We start from the raw sequence: 18,106 nt of genomic DNA on the forward strand, positions 1-18,106 counted from the left end.
CACCGATACCGACGCCCCCGGCCTCACTCCTCCCGGCGCCGAGTTCAGCGAGGCCCCCCGAGGTCGAGGCCCGTCCCGCCGTTCAGGCCTCGAAGCGCATGAGCCGAAGGCTCGAGTCTCGAGGCCTGAACGGCGGGACCCCCGGGGGCCTCGACCCCGCGACGCCGAAGGCGTCGCCAAAAGACACAGCCCATAAACTCTCAGCGTGACCCAGCTGACCGAACTGCGCCCCAGCGGGCCCCGGCGGCCGCCGAATAGCTGGTCGAGTCCGGCTCCGCTGCGGCCCGCCCCCGATTTCGGTCCCCTCGATACCGCCCGCGGATGGGTGGTCAGCCTCTTCTTGACGGTGATCGCGGCCATTACGCGGTTCACCATGCTCAACTATCCGACCGATGCCGGCACCCCGGTGTTCGACGAGAAGCACTACGCCCCACAGGGGTGGCAGTTCCTCACCGGCGGCATCGAGGACAATCCGGGGTACGGGCTGGTGGTCCATCCGCCGGTCGGCAAGCAGATGATCGCGCTCGGCGAGGCGCTGTTCGGGTACAACGGCTGGGGCTGGCGGTTCACCGCGGCCCTGGTGGGCACGGTGCTGGTACTGCTGGTGATCCGGATCGTGCGGCGGATGACCCGTTCCACCCTGCTCGGCGCGCTGGCCGGGATTCTGCTGATCGCCGACGGGGCGACATTCGTCTCGTCGCGGATCGGGATGCTGGACATCTTCATCACCTTCTTCGTCACCGCCGCGTTCGGCTGCCTGATCGTGGACCGGGACGAGGTGCGGGCCCGGTTCGCCCGGGCCGACGCCGAAGGCCGGATCGGCGAAACGCCGTGGGGCCCACGGCTGGGAGTGCGCTGGTGGCGTTTCGGGGCCGGGGTGCTGCTGGGCCTGGCCTGCGGCACCAAATGGTCGGGGCTGTACTTCATCGCCGCGTTCGGGCTGATGAGCGTGCTCTTCGACCTGTCCGCGCGCCGCGCCTACGGCGTGCGGCGACCGGTGTACGGCACCGCGATCCGCGATATCGGACCCGCGCTGTACGCGCTGGTGGTGATCCCGCTGGGCGTCTATCTCGCGAGCTACGCCGCGTGGTTCCGGGAGGAGACCGCGGTCTACCGCTTCATGGCCGGGAATCCCTCGGCCCCCGAGGACGGGATCGGGACGGGCGGCTTCTGGTCCCATGTGGCGCCCGACGCGATGCGCTCGCTGTGGTACTTCCACTCCCGCACCCTGACGTTCCACTCCGAGCTCACCAACTCGGCCGGTAACCATCATCCGTGGGAATCCAAACCCTGGACCTGGCCGATGGGCCTGCGCCCGATGCTCTACTACTACGCCGACGACGGCGTCACCGGTTGCGGCCAGACCGAATGTGTGAAGGCCGTGATGCTCATCGGCACCCCCGCGCTGTGGTGGATCGCGCTACCGGTCCTGGCCTGGGGTCTGTGGCGCTGGATCGTCCGCAAGGACTGGCGGTACGCGGCGGTGCTCACCGGCTACGGCGCGGCGCTGCTGCCCTGGTTCCTGACCCTGGACCGGCAGATGTACTACTTCTACGCGGTTACGCTGGCGCCGTTCCTGGTGATGGCGGTGGCGCTGGTGCTCGGTGATGTGCTCGGCACGGTCCGGCGGCCCGCGACCCGATGGACGGGCGGGGCGCCGCCGCCGACGGAACCGAGCGAACGGCACAGTCTGGGCCTGCTGGCGGTCTGCCTGTACACGGCGCTGGTCATCGCGAACTTCATCTGGCTGTGGCCGATCCTGACCGGACTCCCCATCACCACCGGCAACTGGCAGGACCACCTCTGGCTCCCCAGCTGGAGGTGACGGGGAACCGTCAGGTGGCGAGGGCGGCTTCGACGTAGCGGAGTGCGGCGGCGGCGTCGAGGCCCAGGCGGCGGATGATGGCGACGTATTCGGAGGCGGCGCGGCCGGCGGCGTCGGCGGTGGGGTCGCCGGAGGAGGCGATGAACGAGCCCAGGCGGCCGCGGGTTTCCAGCACTCCGTCCTGTTCCAGTTCCCGGTAGGCGCGGGCGACCGTATTGGGGGCCAGGCCGAGCTGGGTCGCCAGCGCGCGCACCGTCGGGATCTTGGTACCCGCGGCCAGCTCACCGGCCCGGACCCGGGCGATCACCGCGAGCCGTAGTTGTTCGTAGGGTGGGACGCCCGAATCGTGCGACACCGTGATCTCGAACATGGCTCGTTCTTACCGCATCCGGCGGGGTTTCATAGCGGATCACGCGCAAGCGGGCAGGACAGGCAGCGTGGCCCGCCGCGCCCCGACCCCAGCTCCGAACCGGGGATGCGCAGCACCTCGATACCGGAATCCTCCAGCCGGGCGTTGGTCATCTCGTTGCGCTCGTAGGCCACCACCACCCCGGGGCTCAGGGCGAGGGTGTTGTTGCCGTCGTCCCACTGTTCGCGCTCCGCGGTGACCCCGTCCAGCCCGGTGTCGATCACCCTCAGTTTCCCGATCCCCATGGCCGCCGCGGCGGCGGGCAGGAAGGGTTCGGGCCCGGTCACCACACAACCGCCGGAATCGTCGTCGCGTCGCAGCGTGTAGGCGGTGAGGCTTTCGCGCACACCGGGGTACATCACCACCGCGTCGGTATCGACCATGGTGCAGACGGTGTCCAGATGCATGGTGGCGCGGTTCTGCGCGATCGGCACCACCAGCACGGTCTGGGCCAGCCGGTCGTCGAACAGGCTGCGCGCCAGGGCCTCCGCGCCCGCCGGTGAGGTGCGCTCGCCGACTCCCACCGCCACCACTCCGGGGGCCAGCAGCAGTACATCGCCGCCCTCGATCGGGGCGGTATGCGATTCGTAGGCCCGCCGCACCCCGAGGAAGCGCGGATGGAAGGCGTAGATCAGATCGGTGAGCGAGGTCTCCCGGGCCCGGGCCGGCAGCGCCAGTGCGGTGATGGCCACCTTCGGGCCGATCCAGAACGAGGAGTCGCGGGTGAACAGCAGATTGGGCAGCGGGTCGATCACGAAATCGCCGCCGTGGTGCATCCGCCGGACCAGGGAGGTGTTGTCGGCGGCGAACGGCAGTTCGTCGAAGGTCATACCCGCCATCAGGATCCGGGCGAGTTCGGGCGCCGGTATTCCGCGCAGATGAGCGGCGAGATCGCCGGCGAGGCCGTGCCCGAGCCGGCGGGTGTGCACCGCGGCCGAAATACCCTGGATACGAGCCGCGCCGCTGACCGCGAGGGTTTCGGTGAGCACATCGGCGAGCAGCACCACCTCGACCCCGTGCGCGCGCAGCACGCCCGCGAAGAGGTCGTGTTCCTGCTGGGCCCGCTCCACCCAGGGGATGCCGTCGAACAGCAACTGATCGTTGTTGCGCGGGGTCAGCCGGCGCAGTTCGTCGCCGGGGCGGTGCAGCAGAACCGCGCCCAGCCGGCCGACTTCGCTCGTGACCCCGTAGGCGGGGCCCGTCTGGTTCTCGTTCCGAGTTCGGGCGGCGGCGACCGGATCGGGAGCGACATCAGATCCCATGACCCGAGATTAGTGCGCGCACGCGCGGCGGGCACGGCGGCGCCGCGAGATGTTCGCGGGGCAGTTGCCCCGATTCCGCACACACTCCCGGCAACCTGAAGTATGGTTCAGGATGAAGGAGGAGTATCGATGCCGACACCGGATTGGACCACGAAGGAACTGACGCCCGGCCAGCTTTCCGAGCGTAGCGGAGTCGCCGTGTCCGCGTTGCATTTCTACGAACGCGAAGGCCTCATCTCCAGCCGCCGGACCAGCGGAAACCAGCGTCGCTACACGCGTGAGACGCTGCGCCGGGTGGCGTTCATCCGGATCTCCCAGCGAGTCGGGATCCCACTCAGCGATATCCGCGCCGCCCTGGACCGTTTGCCGGAAGGTCGCACGCCCACCCGCCACGATTGGGAGACACTGTCCACGGCCTGGCGGGTCGACCTCGACGAGCGGATAACCCAGCTGGTCCGGCTGCGCGACAACCTCACCGGCTGTATCGGCTGCGGATGCCTGTCACTCGGTAGCTGCAAACTCGTCAACGAGTACGACCGGCTCGGCGCCGAGGGCCCCGGCGCCCGCGTCCTCGATGTTCACCTGAACTGCCCGGACCCCGGCCTGCCCGACGCCTGCGATCCGCTCACGGCGACTCCGGCGACTCCGGATCCGCGGCTGTGCGCACCCGATCCTGATTCACCGACTGCTTCAGCGTGCTGAACTGGTGGTTGGCCTGCCGCATGAGCAGTTCGTAGGGGAACGCGAATTTCCGCTTCCACCAGTAGCCGAACCGGATATCGAAGGAGCTGTACACCAGGAACCGGTTGCGCTCGATCCCCTTCAGGATCGCGGCGGCGACCTTCTCCGGCGCCACCGCGTGCCGGGTGAACAGTGAGGTCACCTTCTGCACCCGCGGATGCTCCTTGTCGACCCCGACCAGATCGAAGGTGCGTACCAGCGGTGTCGCCACCGCGCCCGGCGTCACCACATGCACCGAGATCCCGTGTTCGGCCAGCTCGAACCGCAGCACCTCCGACAGTCCACGCAGACCGTACTTGCTCGCGCTGTAGGCCGCGTGCCACGGCAGCGCCAGCAGTCCGGCCGCGGACGAGACGTTCACCAGGGCGCCGGGCCGGCCCGCGCGCACCATCGGCGGGACGAAACGCTCGATGACGTTGATCGGGCCCATCAGGTTGATATCGACCATCCGGCGCCAATGCCGGATCTCCAGGCTGTCGACCGTGCCCCAGATCGACGTCCCCGCCACGTTCATCACCACATCGAGGCTGCCGAAGCCCTCGTGCACGGCCGCGGCGAATTCGGCGACGGCGTCGTGATCGGAGATGTCCAGCGCCTTGGCCAGCAGTACGGTCCCGCCGCCGCCTTCGACCTCGGCAACGGTCGCGGCCAGCCCGTCGGCATCGATATCGGTGAGCACCAGCCTCGCCCCGCGGGCGGCACAGGCCAGCGCGGTGGCCTTGCCGATCCCGCTGGCAGCGCCCGTGATCAGCGTTTTCGCGTCTTTCACCGATTTCCTGCGGTCGACCCGCCCCATGCTGACACTCCCGATCGTCGGACTGCGCTGTCGGCTGCAGCGTACCGATCCGGAGGCGGCGCGGCACCACGGAACGGCGGCCGGCGACGTGCGGACCGATCACACGGGTCGCCGAGCCGTCAGTGGTCCCAGGGATCCAACCCGAACTCGGGAATTGTGTGGTCGAGGTTGGCCAGACGCTTCACCGAGGCCGCGAGCGCGTTCCGAGTCGAGGCGGTCGGGTTGCGCTCGTAGGCGCGGGCAACAGCGTAGTGCTCGGTCGCCAGCTGGTGCGCGATCGCGGTCCTGGTATCCCGGCCGACATGGTTCCATTCCCGGGGGCTGATGTTGGCGCGCAATGCCCGATCGGAATCCCAGTGCTGTCGCACCCGGTCGATGAATCCTTGATCCACGGCCGCCCCCGGACGCGGCTCCAGCGTATGCCTGGCCAAGCTGTCGGCATCGGTAACCGCCTGCGCCGCGAACGCCGCCTCGGCATCCGTTCCGGCATGGTTCATCACCGCGTTCCCCGCCGCGACCGCTTTCTGCAACGGAGGAAACCCGTACGGATTGCGCAACCTCGTCGAGTCACGTACCGCACGCGCGCGCAGCGCCTGGTTGATCCGATCGTGAGTCGCGCCCGCTTCGAGCAGGACCGGGGGTATGTACTGGTAGGGCACACGATTGTTATCCAGGTACTTGATCGCACGGGACAGTCCGAGTTCGGTCTCGATCCCACCCCATTCGTCGGCCTCGCGCCGCGTCAGCAGGCGCCAGTTCTGCCGCGACATCGCCCGCCACTGGTGTCCCTGCAACCGGCTCTCGGCCGTAGCGATGTTGACCCGTTCGTTCTGCATCTTGCCGATTGCCAGCGGATTCAACGGGTTGAGAGTTCGACCGGCCAGCCAGGCTGTCAGCGGCGACGCGTTCACCGTGTTGAGCGCGGCGAGCCCGGCGATCATCCCGATCCCGGACCCGCCACCCGAACTCTTACCCCCGCCGCCACCGGATCCGCCCGCTGTGCCCTGCAGGGTCCGGGTGACCCGGTTGGTGATCAGGTCGGAGCCCCGGCTCAATGCCCGGGCCAGCCGGCCGAACTGCAATATCGCGACAACCTCGACGATTGCCGCGATCACCAGCACCGCGATCACCTGTCCGCGCGCTTGCTGGAAAAGATTGCCCAGAAACAGCAGATAGATCCCGACGAACACCGTGTAGGCGCACATGCGGGCCGCTGCGATACCCATGTTCACCAGGTTGCGCACGAGGAAGCTCTGGGTGGGGCCGAAGACGAAACCACCCGCCGCGAAGCCGAATATCGCCATGAACCCCTGGTAGATCGCATCGAGAGCGGCCCGCATCAGCCGGATCGACAGCACCACCGCGAACAGCAACAGGATGGTGGCCGAGACCAGCAACAGCAGACCGGTTCCGATCTGACCCACTTCCGGATGGGCGGCCGCGGCCGCCGCGGAGGTATCGCCGCACGCCTGCAGTGCCCGGCGAGTGCGCTCGGGATCGCCGGCCGACACTCCCGCGGACCATGCCGGTGCGCAGGCCGATCGATCGTCGACGATATGCCCGAAATTCCAGATCTGAACCGGCCGCCGCGCGAAGTTGTCCGCCAGATCGCGTTGAAAGGCTCCGAGTTGAAGATCCGGATCGCGCGTGGTCGATCCATCCAGACCTGACGCGACGGCCATTCCGAGATCTCGCCCACGGGCCAGCAGCCCATCGGAATCCAATACCGCCGCGAGCGGTGCGGCCAGGAACAGCGGTCCCAGGATCGCGACGGCAAGCATTGTCAGCGTCTGCATCACGGCGCGAGCGGGAAACCCGCGCACGATGAACCAGGCCACGAAGAACGCGCCGATACTCGCCGCGGTCACCAGCACGATCGGGGTGGCGATCTGGACGCTCACGGCGGCGGCCGTTCCGCGCAGAGCGTCGGCGAACAGGTCCAGCCAGGTGAAGCCGAGGACGAAGCCGATGAACCAGATCGCGGTGGTCACGATGATCATATAGCCGACGAATTCCAGGCCCAGGACGGTCCACACCATGGTTGTGCCGGGATCGAACAATCCGCCGTGATCGGCGACGAACACATAGTCGGCCAGCGCGACCCCGTCGGAATCCCGGACATTCATCCAGGCCACACCGTCCATCCGGCTCGGCGCGGTCACGCCGGAGCCGTCCTGCGCCAGCGCCACGGCCCCGAGGGCGCCCGGGAGCACCGCCGAGAGCAGGAAGACGGCGAGGCAGCGCCTCAGGACTCTGCCGATCATGCTGGCATTGGTAATGACGCCGGATGAAGTTCCGCTGAACGATCAATGGCGGATCACGCCCACACCGATGAACTACGGAACAATATCCGGTGCACCGGCCAGCCCTGGGAATAGCGGTAAAATGCGCCAATTACCTTGCGGAATACGACTACTCGACGGTCTCGCCGAATTCGATCACCGGATATCGGCGGGTGGCGCGGACATTGCCGGAGAAGCCATGCTGGTGGGCTGGGCACATTCCGGCCCGATCGGGTCGCCCGCCACGCGCGCCGTCCACGCGCGCAGCAGCCGGGGCGCGGCCGGTTGATAGCATGGCGAGCCGGCCGACCAATCGGTCGGCTCGCCCACCAGGAGACATCTCGAAAGAGTCTTTCGATGCAGTTTGAAATCGTCGAGCGGGACGAGACGTGGGTTGCCGGGCTTCCGGTACGCAGCCCCAAGCGAGCGCTCGGTGAGCTGCGCGACCGCGACCTCGAGGGCGCATGGGCCTCGGTCCTGCACCACGAACTCGGCGGACCGCTGGCGACGGCCTATACGGACTATTCACCGGATCTGGGCACCTACAACACCCAGATCGTCGGCTATCAGTGCGGCTCGTTCGACGAGGTCACCCGCGGACATCTGGTCGCGCGGCTTCCGCGTGGCAGCTATGCGAAGTTCAGTTCGGTCGGTAACTTCCCGCAGATCATGATCAGTTTATGGGCGCAGATCGCGTACGCCGAGGAAAACAACCAGATCAAACGGACCTTCTCCGGTGACTTCGAGTTCTACCCACATGCCTACAAGATCGACCTGTATCTGGCGGTAGAACCTCGATGAGCTACACGATCGTGGTACGCGGCGAGTCCGTGTACGCGGGCCTGGTGTTTCCGAAGGTCCGGCCCAGTTTCAAGGTGAGCAACAGCGAACTCATCGAGTTCCTCAAGGACCGGCTGCGCGAACGGGCCGCCGGCAGCACCGAACCGGCCGATTCCGGGCGTCCGATGTACACGGTGTACGTCCGCACGCCCACCGGGACCTACAACGCGCTGGTCTGTTTCGAGTACCCCGAACCCGGCGCGGCCCAGGTGGGCGATGTGCTGGTCCGGGTCCCGCGGGGCGTGTACGCCCGCTTCGTCCCCAACGGCGACTATCACGATCCGGTCGAGGACGTCTGGGCGCAGGTCGACGATGCCACCGCTTCGGCGGAGATCACGCGCGCCTACCGCGAGGAGATCGAGATCTGGCACGGCTCGGAATCGGTCGAGTTGTTCATCTCGATCACCGCCTGAGTATTTCGCCGACAAGTCGTTGCCGACCGGTAACTAACTGAGAACCAACCGGTCTGGTGGTAACTCCACATTCTGGAATCGACCGGGTTGACCTGCAATAACAAATCGGGCGCGGATCAGTTTTCGGAAGAGTAACCAGAGTTCTGGTCAATTGTGTTTCGATGACGGATACTGCACAGGGCACGCCGACGAGCCGGGGCGTCGACGGGCCTGGACGAATAATCCGCGCACTCACCGGGTGCGCGGCGAAAGAGTAGGAACTGCATGGCTGTCGAAACAATCGCAGTCGGCCTGGAAGACCCGTGCCGCGGCCGCACTGCGGGATTTCGCGACAACGCATCCGGATACGAAATCTGCGTTACCACCCCGCACCACTCCCCCGAACTCTGGCGGAAATACCTCGCCGGCGCGCGGGAAACCTACCGCCACTTCGGCAACGAATCGGCACTGGAATACGAGACCGTCCGCGACGGCTCCTCCACCACGCTTTTCTTCGCCGCCACCGACGCCGCCGGGGAGGTGGTCGGCGGACTCCGGGTCCAGGGGCCCTACACCTGGGTCTCGGACGCGGCCTCCCTCGCCCCGTGGACCGGCCGGCCCGGCGCCTCCGAACTGAGTCTGATGATGGCCCGGCGCATCCCACGCGGGGTGGTCGAATCGCGTGCCGTATGGGTCGCCCGGGATGCACCCCGGCGCCGTGACCTGGCCGCCGCGATATCGCGCTGTATGGCGCACGCGCCCCTGCTGCTCGACGCCCGCTACGGATTCGCCACCGTCGCCTCGTTCACGACCGAACGGCACCGCGCCAGCGGCGGGGTCCTCGCCCAGTCGATCCCGCCGGTGCCCTACCCCGACGAGCGCTATCACACCCTGCCGATCTGGTGGGATACCCGGACATATCGCATATTTGCTGATAAGTTGCAGTATCTGCTCATGCGTGGTGAACTTCGCGCTATGGGATTAGCTGAGCCGCGGACGAGGCGGTCGAATCGACCCTTCGGCCACGGTGGGGAGGAATGCTACGCATATGGTCGGTGAGGCAGATCTCGGGGTGGAATACCGTCCACTGATCCTGAATCCGGGGGATCCCGACGACGAACGCGCGCTCGCGGGGCTGCGCGGCACCCCGCATATCGAGATCAATGATCTGCGGGGGCTGCTGGCCACCGAATTCGACCGGCTCAACGACCCGCCGGATACCGGGGAGACCGCCGACGACGACCGCTGGATCTACTACCCGTGGCGGCGCAGCGTCCTGGTGCTGCCGGGCCCCCGGACCTTCCGCGCGATCCGCCTGGACCGTAACCGGAACAAGCTGACCCGGGCCGAACAGGAGCGCCTGGCCACCCTCACGGTCGGGGTACTGGGGCAGAGCGTGGGGCACGCGATCGCCTACACCCTGGCCCAGGAAGGTGTCTGCGGCGCACTGCGACTGGCCGATTTCGACGAACTCGAACTGTCCAACCTCAATCGCGTACCCGCCACCCTCTTCGATATCGCGGTGAACAAGGCGATCGTGACGGCCCGGCGGATCGCCGAACTCGACCCCTACCTCCCGGTGGAGGTGCGCGGGGCCGGTGTCGACGCCGATACCGCCGACGAATTCCTCGACGGGCTGGGAGTCGTTGTGGAGGAATGCGACTCCCTCGATATCAAACTGCTCATCCGGGAAGCGGCCCGGCGCCGGCGGCTCCCGCTCATCATGGAGACCAGCGATCGCGGGCTCCTCGACGTGGAGCGCTTCGATCTCGATCCCGAGCGCCGCCCGTTCCACGGTCTGCTGGGCGATACCGCCGCCGAACAACTGCGCGGGCTCTCCACCCGCGACAAGGCCCCGTACGTCGTGGGCCTGCTCGGCGCCCGCGACCTGTCGGCCCGGATGGCCGGCAGCCTCGTCGAGGTCGGCGAGACCCTGAACAGCTGGCCGCAACTCGGCGGCGACGTGGCGCTCGGGGCGGCCAGTGTCGCCACGGCGGTCCGCCGGATCGGCCTCGGACGTCCGTTGCGATCGGGCCGCACCCGGCTCGATGTGGAACAGGCGCTGGACAGCCTGGCCGACCCCGATATCGATATCGAGATCTGCGACGCCGAGGGCGAGATCGACCGGCTCCCGGACGCGACGACCGACCGCATCCTGGCCTGCGCCCAGCGTGCGCCCTCCGGCGGCAATATCCAGCCCTGGTCGCTCCGGGCCGCCGACGACGAGATCCGGATCCGGCTCGACACCCGGTACACCACGGCCATGGATATCGGCTACCGCGGCAGCGCGGTGGCCCTGGGCGCCGCCGTGTACAACGCCCGGGTCGCGGCGGCCGCGCACGATGTACTCGGCCCGTACGAATTCCTCGAGGATTCGCTGTCCGATACCCCGCTGACCGCGATCCTGCGCCCCGGCACCGGTACCGATCCGATACTGGCCGCCGACTACACCTACACCCTGGCCCGCGAGACCAACCGCAGGCTCGGCTACGGCGGGCAGATCCCGGCCGCGGTACTCGACGGGCTCACCACGGCCGCCGCGGCCGAGGGAGCACGGGTGCGGATGGTCGCCGATTCGGCGGGACTCCGGGACACCGCGACGGTCCTGGCCGAATCCGATCGCATCCGCTATCTCACGCCGCTGTTACACAAGGAGATGTTCGCGGAGATGCGGCACCCCGGCGACGACCTCGCCGACGGTATCGACACCCGATCGCTCGAACTGGCCCCGGACGAGCGCGTCGCCCTGCAGATCGGCCGACGCGCCGATGTGATGGCCCAGTTGCACAGCTGGTCGGCCGGCGCGGCGCTGGGCGACTACGCACGGGACAGGGTGCGCTCCAGCTCCGCGGTCGTGGCCGTCACCTTCGACGGCGCGGCGGCGGCAGACTCCGCCGTCTTGACCGGTTATGCCCGCGCCGGCGCCGCTGTCCAGCGCGTCTGGATCCAGGCGCAGCGGTCCGGCCTGGCGGTGCAGCCCATGTCCCCGGTCTTCCTGTTTTCCCGAACCCGTACCGAACTGGATGCGCTTTCGGCGGCATACGCGGATAGACTGTCCACACTTCAGGATCGCTTCCTGGAAATACTGGACGTGCCGGAACATGAAAGCGTGGCGCTGGTATTACGCCTGAGTTACGCGGCAGCTGCCAGCGTGCGGAGCCGACGCCGCCCGGTAACGGGCGGGGACATCCGCGGATAGTGTGATCGGAGATCAGGTGCCTCGGCGGACACTCGACTCGCTGGTGACCGAAGTCGCCGCGGAGCTGATGGGCGTCGATTCGGCGACGATGGTATCGGCCACCGAACAGGTTCTGGCGATGCTCATCGACTATTTCGATGTCGATTTCAGCTACCTCCGCCACAACGATCCCAAGAACCGCGCCACCGTCCTGGTCGCCGAGTGGCCCCCGCGCCAGGACGTGCCCGAACCCGATCCGCTCAAGGTCGTGTACTTCGACCAGGCCGATTCGGTGTTCAAATCGCTCGAGCACGCCACCGAGCCGTTCCTGATCCCGGCCAGCGCCGCCGACTACCAGCAGACCATCCACTCGGCGTCCGGGCTGGGCGATATCAGCTCCGCGGCGGTGCCCCTGGTATCGCGGGGCCGTTCGACCGGGCTGCTCGGGTTCGTCAAGGTCGGCGACCGCGACTGGAGCACCCGCGAGCTCAACGTCCTCAAGGCCATCGCCACCCTCTTCGCCCAGTTGCAGGCCCGGGTGGAGGCCGAGGAACAGCTGCGTTTCATCGCCCTGCACGACGATCTGACCGGCTTGGCCAACCGCCGCGCCCTGCTCGAACATATGGAACAGCGCCTGCGGCCGGGCAGCCCCGGCCCGGTCGCTGCCTTCTTCCTGGACCTCGACCGGCTCAAAGCGCTCAACGATTTCCTCGGCCACACCGCCGGCGACAAATTCATCCGGACCCTGTCCGAACGGCTGCGCGAGAACCTCGACCCCCACGATATGATCGCCCGCCTCGGCGGTGACGAGTTCGTGATCGTGCCCGCCAAACCCATCGACACCGTCGCCGCCGAACACGAGGCGACCCGGATCCAGGAGCTGATCAGCCGCCGCGTCACCGTGGGCGGGGAATCGGTCAGCCGCGGGGCCAGCGTCGGGGTCGCGGTCGGCATCCCGGGTGAGACCACCGTCTCCGACATCATGCGCCGCGCCGATCACGCCCTGCTGTCGGCGAAATCCGGCGGCGGCAACGGCGTCGCCCTGTTCACCGACGCCATGCGCGCCCAATTCGAACTCCAGGACGATGTGGAGCTCAACCTGCGCGGCGCGGTCTCCGACGGCTCCCTGGTCCTGCACTACCAGCCCGAGGTCGATCTGCGCACCGGCCGGATCGTGGCCATGGAGGCCCTGGTCCGCTGGGAGCATCCCACCCGGGGTCTGCTGCCGCCCGGCGCGTTCGTCACCGTCGCCGAGGCCACCAACCTCGCCGGTGAACTCGGCCGCTGGGTCATCCGCACCGCCTGCGCCCAATTCGCGCAGTGGCGGCGCCAGGGTCTGGCCACGAATATGGTCATGCGGATCAACGTCTCGCCGGTGCAGCTGGTGAGCCTGGACTTCGTGGAACGCATCGAGGACGTTCTGCGCCAGTTCGGGATCGACGGCAGTTCGATATGCCTCGAGATCACCGAACACGTGGTGGTCCAGGATCTGGCCCGCACCCAGGTGACGCTGCGCGGACTCAAACGGATGGGCGTACAGATCGCCATCGACGACTTCGGGACCGGCTACTCCTCGCTCTCGCATCTGAAAGCACTGCCGGTGGACGCGGTCAAGATCGACCGCGGTTTCGTCCAGCGCCTCGGCGCCAGCACCGACGACCTGGCCATCGTCAAATCGATCATCGGCCTGGCCGGGTCGTTCGGGCTCGGGGTCGTCGGCGAGGGCGTGGAAACCCCCGTCGCCGCCCGCACCCTGGTCGGACTCGGCTGCTACCGCGCCCAGGGCTTCCTCATCGCCCGGCCGCTGCCCGCCGAGGAGGTCGGTGAGCATCTCACGGTCGGGCGGATCCCGCTCAACCTCGATCTGCCCCGGGTCGGCCGGGGATTGCCCGCCCAGTAGCGGCCGGGCGAACAAAAAACACCGTTCGTTCACCGGGGATTCAGCGGCCCGGTTCCACCGGTCACCCGGCCCGGGCCACGATCGGCGACGTGCGCATTGTGCAACTGGCGAATTTCTACGGTCCGCGCTCGGGCGGGCTGCGGACCGCGCTGCACCATCTCGGTGAGGGATATGTGGCGGCCGGGCACGAGGTCGTGCTGATCGTTCCCGGCCGGCGCCGCGCCGAGGAGACCCTGCCGACGGGGGTCCTGCGGATCACCCTGCCCGCCGTCGAGATCCCGTGGACCGGTGGCTACCGGGCCGCCGAGCCGCGCCGGGTGGCCGATGTGCTCACCGGCCTGCGCCCGGATGTGCTCGAGGTATCGGACCGGCTGACCCTGCGTGGTTTCGGCCGGTGGGCGCGCCGCCGCGATATCGCCGGGGTGATGATCTCCCATGAACGCCTGGACCGGCTGCTGGGCCAGATCATGCCCGACCGTTACGCCCGGCGCTGCGCCGATATCGCCAACCGCCGCACCGCCGCCGACTACGACCGGGTCGTGTGCACCACCGAGTTCGCCCGCGCCGAATTCCGGCGCATCGACGCGCCCAATGTCGAGATGGTGCCGCTCGGTGTCGATCTGGACCTGTTCAGCCCGCAGCGCCACGACCTGGGCCTGCGGGCCGACCTCGGGCTCCCCGGGCAGCCCCTGCTGGTCCACTGCGGCCGGTTGTCGGTGGAGAAACGCGCCGACCGCAGTATCGAGGCGATCGCCGAACTACGCCGTGCGGGCGTGGACGCGCGACTGGTGGTGGCCGGCGACGGCCCCCGCCGCGACGCCCTGGAGCGCCTGGCCCGTGGTCTGCCCGCCCTTCCCGGCGGGATGCCGGCGGTACATTTCACCGGATTCATCAGCGACCGCAGCGATGTCGCGACCCTGCTGGCGACCGCGGATATCTCGCTGGCTCCCGGCCCACACGAAACCTTCGGGCTGGCCGCGCTGGAAGCGCTGGCCGCGGGTACCCCGGTGGTGGCCAGCCGGTCCTCTGCCCTGGCCGATATCGTCGTCGGCGATTGCGGCGCCGTCGCCGACAACGATCCGGCGGCGTTCGCGGACGCGGTCACCGATGTGCTCGCCCGGCCGCCCGCGCAGCGGCGCGGCGCGGCCCGCGAACGGGCCGAACAGTTCACCTGGCCGGCGGCGGTTTCGGGGATGCTGGCGGTCCTCGACCGCTGATCTCCGGCGGCGTACCCCGGAGCTGCCGGCCACTATTGCCATGGTTGGCAATACAGGTGGATTGCGCTCGAATGCGCATTGCGCCATCTTCGATCGAAGCGCGATCCTGCCCCGCACGTCGCAGCGATTGCCGGTGGTGCTGCCGCGGCTGCCCGGGGCGAGAGTGCGGAGGGACGCTTGCGCAACGTTCCGCTGACATGGGAGTGAGCTGTGATCGATTCCCGAGGTGCGGAGCTCGCGGAGTTGGCCGATCGGATCGTCACCGGCCTGCGTGGGCTCGCGCCGCCGGGAAGGCACCGGCTGACGGCCTCCTTCGCGATGACCGTTGTCGCCGAGTCGGCATTGTTCGTAGCCGATGACGGCGATCGACCGGTTCGGTGTCAGGTGTCGGAGGCGATATGGGAGTCGGTGCGCCACCACCGGCAACTGTCGGCCGCGCTGGGAAACGGGCCGTGGTGGCGGATGACGGTCGACATCGACGCCGACGGGGCCGAGGTCGTCACCGATCAGGACGCGGAGCCGTTTCCTGGTGAGCAACTGTTCGCACCGCAGGCGTATCTGGCCGATCTGGAACGCTATCCGCGCAGCCGGCTGCCCGTGTGGCTGGCTGCCTATATCGGACGCGGCGAACGGCAATCGCGGTCACCGCGTATGGCCGCGGACGCTGTGCGCGCGGATAGGAAAGCGGACGTGCGGCCGACGCCCGTGACCGGCGAATTACCGGATCTGGCGGTCATGTGGGCACGGTGGTCGGTGCTGGCCGCGGCCTTCGTGGCGGCCGGATCGGAACGGGGGCCGCGAATCGGCCCATCGGTCGCCCTCTTCGAAAGCGCGGCACACAGCGGTTCGACGCTGACGCTGCTTCCCGGCGACCGGGCAGTGCTGTCGGGCGGCGTGTGGGATGCGCCGATACTGGATGCCGCCTACAACGGGCACGGCCCGATGCCGCGGCTGTTCGCCGGTGCACCGGACTGGGTGGTCGACCCGGTGCTGAACCCGCGAGTGATAACCGGCATGCTGTCGTTTTGCTACTGGTGGGACCAGGGGCAGTGGTACCGCGGTGAATCCGCCCCGATCGCCGAATGCGCGGCGGCGATACCCGCCGTATGGACGGCCGAAGCAGTGGCCAAGGTGGTGGCCGGTGTGCTGGAGAACTCATCGCCGGACTCCGCCGAGCAACTGGTGTCGGCCGCGCAGGCCGCGGCGGTCACACGTGCCGCGATCGCGCACGTCGCGAGCGAGAATTCCGGGCTCGATATCGACGGTGCCCTGTTCCAGTTCGTACTGGCCGATCTCATTGCGGGGGAAGTCGCCGGGATTCACGAAGCCGAGGCGCTGAACCTGGTCCGTGACCATATCCGGGGGCGTGGCGAAGACACGACCGGATACCCGCTGTCGACCTTGTGGGCGGAACGGATCAGCGTCGGCTGGATGGTGCGGTCACCGGTGCCGAAGGGAGAGATAGCGCTCGACCGGGCGGTCTTCTATGTCGCGGACGACGGTGTCGTGGAGCGTTCGAGCTCATCGGTGCCCTTGTCCGCCTTCCTCACCGACTTCGAGCGGCGGTTCCGGCTGCGGGTGGGTGGCCCACCGGTCCGAGGTGGGAGATGAGCGGCGAACTTCGCTTGGACTCGGCCGGCCTGCGCGCCCGTGGCGCGCGGCTGGCCGAGATCGCGGATCGGATGAGGCAGACCCACACCGGGCTGCAAGACTGCCTGGAACTGGCGGAAGGCAGCTGGGGTGACGACCATATGGGTCGCATGTTCGCCGAGCAGTTCACACCGCACGCCGATCAAGTTGTGAAAACCGTGCAGGCGATGGCCGAACATCTCGGCAATACCGCGTCCGGAACCATGAAGGCCGCAAGCGAGTTCGATAATCAGGATGCCGACAACGCCGCGCGGGTGGCCGCCGCGGCCCGGGATCGAGGGTCGAGATCGAATGACCCCGCCGCGCCGGGCTCCGACGATGCTGCCGGCTCGGTGTCCCCTGTCGATATCGGGCGGCCGGGCCCGTCCGATCCCGCCACGGTCCCGCCCGCGCTGAATTCCGCGGGATATCCCGTCGGCGTGGAACAAGGCCCGCCGAGTGGTCTGCACCGGCCCGGTGGCACACCGGCGCCGGACGTATCCCCGGGACGGGCCGTACCGGATGACAGCCGGCAGGCGCAGGCGCCGTGGAGTCGTTCTCGGCCCGAATCCGCTCCGGCGACCAACGGGGCAGCCGATACCGCCGGCGGGCGGTCTCCATCGTCGGCATCTCCACAGTCCTCCGCGGTATCACCCCCGCCCTCCTCCGCGGTGTCACCCCCACCCGGCCGGCCGAACGCACCTCGAGGGCCGGAGGCGCCGACCGGCAATCGCGCCGCCGCGACACCGGGTCCACGGCGCGACACCCCGTGGACCGAGCAACCCGCGCGGACGCCAGGACCGACCCAGGCGCCGGGCTCACCGGGAAGACCCGGTACTCCCGGAGGCGCCGGTGCACCCGGTAGCGCCAATTCATCCGAGAACTCACCGGCGAACCCTCGGCCCGGTTCCCCACCGCGACCGAACGCTCCGGCGGGAGATAAACCCGGCGAATCCGACCGGCCCGCCCGCCGCACGCGGCCGGCACCCGACCCCGAGATCGCACGGCTGGCACGCGAGTTGGCCGAGCGACACGATGTCCAGATGACCGGGTTCGATACACCCGGCCTCCGGCTTCCCGCGGTACAGGCCTTCCTGACCGCGGTGGACCGGGTGCTCACCGGCTATCCGATGATCACGCTGGAGATCGTGGCGGTGGCCGAGCTCGACAACGAACCCGAGACGGTGCGGTGGAGCTGCGAACCCGGCGAAAGGCCGGCCGGCACCAGGTCGATGACGCTCGACCGGGGCGCCGCACAACGGCCGGAGACACCCCCCGAAACCGAGGAACCGGCAGCACCGCGGATCTATCCGGCGACCCTACGGGCCTTCGGACGCGCCTTCGATGCCGCCGGGCACGGTTTCGCGCGCAGACAGGCGCAACGTGTCCTGATCGCGGAGTACCTGCGTACCCGGCCGCAACCGCACCCGACGCTCGCCGAGGCGGTGCGTGGATACCGGCTGTGGCGGGCCGAATTGGCAGGAAGCCCCAGTACGCCGGGCACCTTCGATCTGGACGAGGCGCTGGGGGTGGCGTTCGCGGAAGTGGTCCAGCACGGCGCGGCGGCAGGGATTCAGGCCCAGTTGCTGTACGCGGTACTGGTCGCCGCGGCAGCCCCGCCGGAGTAGGCCGGGG

At 68.5% G+C, this 18,106-nt stretch carries 15 protein-coding genes; 11 read left to right on the forward strand and 4 right to left on the reverse strand.

The features are described 5' to 3' along the window. The first annotated feature begins 205 nt into the window (after window positions 1-205). A complete protein-coding gene (locus tag ACZ6SF_RS16235; RefSeq protein ID WP_466062887.1) occupies window positions 206-1,825 on the forward strand; it encodes a dolichyl-phosphate-mannose--protein mannosyltransferase in 1,620 nt (539 codons plus the stop codon). 10 nt (window positions 1,826-1,835) lie between these two features. Here the strand turns inward: ACZ6SF_RS16235 and ACZ6SF_RS16240 are convergent, their stop codons facing one another. Continuing rightward, window positions 1,836-2,195 (reverse strand): GntR family transcriptional regulator, encoded by a 360-nt coding sequence (locus tag ACZ6SF_RS16240; protein WP_466062888.1) that lies wholly within the window; start codon window positions 2,193-2,195, stop codon window positions 1,836-1,838. A 29-nt stretch (window positions 2,196-2,224) separates the two neighbouring features. Beyond that, a complete protein-coding gene (locus ACZ6SF_RS16245) occupies window positions 2,225-3,496 on the reverse strand; it encodes an arginine deiminase (RefSeq protein WP_466062889.1) in 1,272 nt (423 codons plus the stop codon). Between the two features lie 129 nt (window positions 3,497-3,625). Here ACZ6SF_RS16245 and soxR point away from each other — a divergent pair, with 129 nt between their 5' ends. Next, window positions 3,626-4,198 (forward strand): redox-sensitive transcriptional activator SoxR, encoded by a 573-nt coding sequence (gene soxR, locus ACZ6SF_RS16250; RefSeq protein ID WP_466062890.1) that lies wholly within the window; start codon window positions 3,626-3,628, stop codon window positions 4,196-4,198. Here the strand turns inward: soxR and ACZ6SF_RS16255 are convergent. Further along, window positions 4,122-5,033, reverse strand: a complete 912-nt coding sequence (locus ACZ6SF_RS16255) for an SDR family oxidoreductase (RefSeq protein WP_466062891.1) — start codon at window positions 5,031-5,033, stop codon at window positions 4,122-4,124. The genes soxR and ACZ6SF_RS16255 overlap by 77 nt on opposite strands. 119 nt (window positions 5,034-5,152) lie before the next feature. Continuing rightward, window positions 5,153-7,297 carry a hypothetical protein gene (locus ACZ6SF_RS16260; protein WP_466062892.1) on the reverse strand — a complete coding sequence of 715 codons (2,145 nt, stop codon included), beginning with the start codon at window positions 7,295-7,297 and terminating at the stop codon, window positions 5,153-5,155. Here ACZ6SF_RS16260 and ACZ6SF_RS16265 point away from each other — a divergent pair. The 9 genes from ACZ6SF_RS16265 (at window position 7,296) to ACZ6SF_RS16305 (ending at window position 18,099) form a co-directional block, all read left to right on the forward strand. Continuing rightward, window positions 7,296-7,604: a hypothetical protein gene (locus ACZ6SF_RS16265; protein WP_466062893.1), complete on the forward strand. Its 309-nt coding sequence runs from the start codon at window positions 7,296-7,298 to the stop codon at window positions 7,602-7,604. The genes ACZ6SF_RS16260 and ACZ6SF_RS16265 overlap by 2 nt on opposite strands. A gap of 68 nt (window positions 7,605-7,672) precedes the next feature. Next, a complete protein-coding gene (locus ACZ6SF_RS16270; protein ID WP_449998487.1) occupies window positions 7,673-8,116 on the forward strand; it encodes a GyrI-like domain-containing protein in 444 nt (147 codons plus the stop codon). After that, window positions 8,113-8,568 (forward strand): GyrI-like domain-containing protein, encoded by a 456-nt coding sequence (locus tag ACZ6SF_RS16275; protein WP_466062894.1) that lies wholly within the window; start codon window positions 8,113-8,115, stop codon window positions 8,566-8,568. Before ACZ6SF_RS16270 ends, ACZ6SF_RS16275 begins: the two co-directional genes overlap by 4 nt. A 264-nt stretch (window positions 8,569-8,832) precedes the next feature. Continuing rightward, window positions 8,833-9,606 carry a hypothetical protein gene (locus ACZ6SF_RS16280; protein ID WP_466062895.1) on the forward strand — a complete coding sequence of 258 codons (774 nt, stop codon included), beginning with the start codon at window positions 8,833-8,835 and terminating at the stop codon, window positions 9,604-9,606. Further along, window positions 9,596-11,746: an Rv1355c family protein gene (locus tag ACZ6SF_RS16285; protein WP_466062896.1), complete on the forward strand. Its 2,151-nt coding sequence runs from the start codon at window positions 9,596-9,598 to the stop codon at window positions 11,744-11,746. Before ACZ6SF_RS16280 ends, ACZ6SF_RS16285 begins: the two co-directional genes overlap by 11 nt. Before the next feature lie 16 nt (window positions 11,747-11,762). Beyond that, window positions 11,763-13,625, forward strand: coding sequence for a bifunctional diguanylate cyclase/phosphodiesterase (locus tag ACZ6SF_RS16290; protein ID WP_466062897.1), 1,863 nt, complete (start codon window positions 11,763-11,765; stop codon window positions 13,623-13,625). A gap of 89 nt (window positions 13,626-13,714) precedes the next feature. Then, window positions 13,715-14,842 (forward strand): glycosyltransferase, encoded by a 1,128-nt coding sequence (locus tag ACZ6SF_RS16295; RefSeq protein ID WP_466062898.1) that lies wholly within the window; start codon window positions 13,715-13,717, stop codon window positions 14,840-14,842. 210 nt (window positions 14,843-15,052) lie between these two features. Then, the gene (locus tag ACZ6SF_RS16300) at window positions 15,053-16,453 is read left to right on the forward strand and encodes a hypothetical protein (RefSeq protein ID WP_466062899.1); all 1,401 of its coding nucleotides are present in this window, start codon (window positions 15,053-15,055) and stop codon (window positions 16,451-16,453) included. Window positions 16,454-17,514: 1,061 nt separating this feature from the next. Then, window positions 17,515-18,099 carry a hypothetical protein gene (locus ACZ6SF_RS16305; protein WP_466062900.1) on the forward strand — a complete coding sequence of 195 codons (585 nt, stop codon included), beginning with the start codon at window positions 17,515-17,517 and terminating at the stop codon, window positions 18,097-18,099. The last annotated feature ends 7 nt before the right edge of the window (window positions 18,100-18,106 follow it).

It is taken from the genome of Nocardia sp. NPDC049935, from assembly GCF_055586645.1.